Below are 990 nucleotides of genomic sequence, written 5' to 3' on the forward strand. Positions count from 1 at the left end.
TGGCGGTCTTGCCGTAGATGTGCGCGACCTGCTGGATGCAGTACTTGTAGATCTGCATCTGGTCGGCCATCAGGGTCAGCGTGTCGAACTTCATGCCGAGCTCGTGCTGGGCGGAGGCGACCTCGTGATGGTGCTTCTCGACCTTGACGCCCATGCGGGCCATCGCGCCGAGCATCTCCGAGCGCATGTCCTGCACCGAGTCCTGCGGCGGCACCGGGAAGTAGCCGGCCTTGGTGCGGATGCGGTGGCCGAGATTGCCGCCCTCATACTCGGTGTCGGAGTTGGTCGGCAGCTCCGAGGAGTCGAGGCGGAAGCCGGTGTTGTACGGCGAGGAGCTGTAGCGGACGTCGTCGAACACGAAGAACTCGGCCTCCGGGCCGACGAACACGGCGTCGCCCACGCCCATCGACTTCACCATCGCCTCGGCCTTCTTGGCGATGCCGCGGGGGTCGCGGTTGTACGGCTCGCCGGTGGTCGGCTCGAGCACGTCGCAGGTGATGATCATGGTGGTTTCGGCGAAGAACGGATCGATCGTCGCGGTGACCGGGTCGGGCATCAGGCACATGTCGGATTCGTTGATCGCCTTCCAGCCGGCGATCGAGGAGCCGTCGAACATGGTGCCTTCGGCGAAAATGTCTTCGTCGATCATGCTGACGTCGAAGGTGACGTGCTGCCACTTGCCCCGCGGATCGGTGAAGCGGAGGTCGACGTATTTGACGTCGTTGTCTTTGATTGCTTTCAAGACGTCCTTGGCGGTCTTCATGAATACCCCTCTTGGCTGAAACGTCACGGCCCGGCGCGGGACGGCGTCCGCGGGTGATGCTCCATAGCCTCGCCCGGGGGCCAAGACAACATCGGAAACGCCAAAACGGCAGCGTCGAGGTGCCCGCCAGAGGACACCTGGGCTGCCATTGCGGCTGCTGTCGCAGCAGATTTTCTCCATCCGGGGCTTGGGACGAAGCGACCGTTCCAAGCCGCGGGACGGGCGGG

General features: G+C 64.1%; 1 protein-coding gene. It reads right to left on the reverse strand.

All coding sequences use genetic code 11. The annotated features are described in order from the left end of the window. The coding region (locus BRAS3809_RS20010) for a glutamine synthetase beta-grasp domain-containing protein (protein WP_035657094.1) at positions 1-763 on the reverse strand (763 nt) is incomplete at its 3' end. Between the last annotated feature and the right edge of the window lie 227 nt (positions 764-990).

The organism is Bradyrhizobium sp. STM 3809 (assembly GCF_000239795.1).
GTDB lineage: Bacteria > Pseudomonadota > Alphaproteobacteria > Rhizobiales > Xanthobacteraceae > Bradyrhizobium.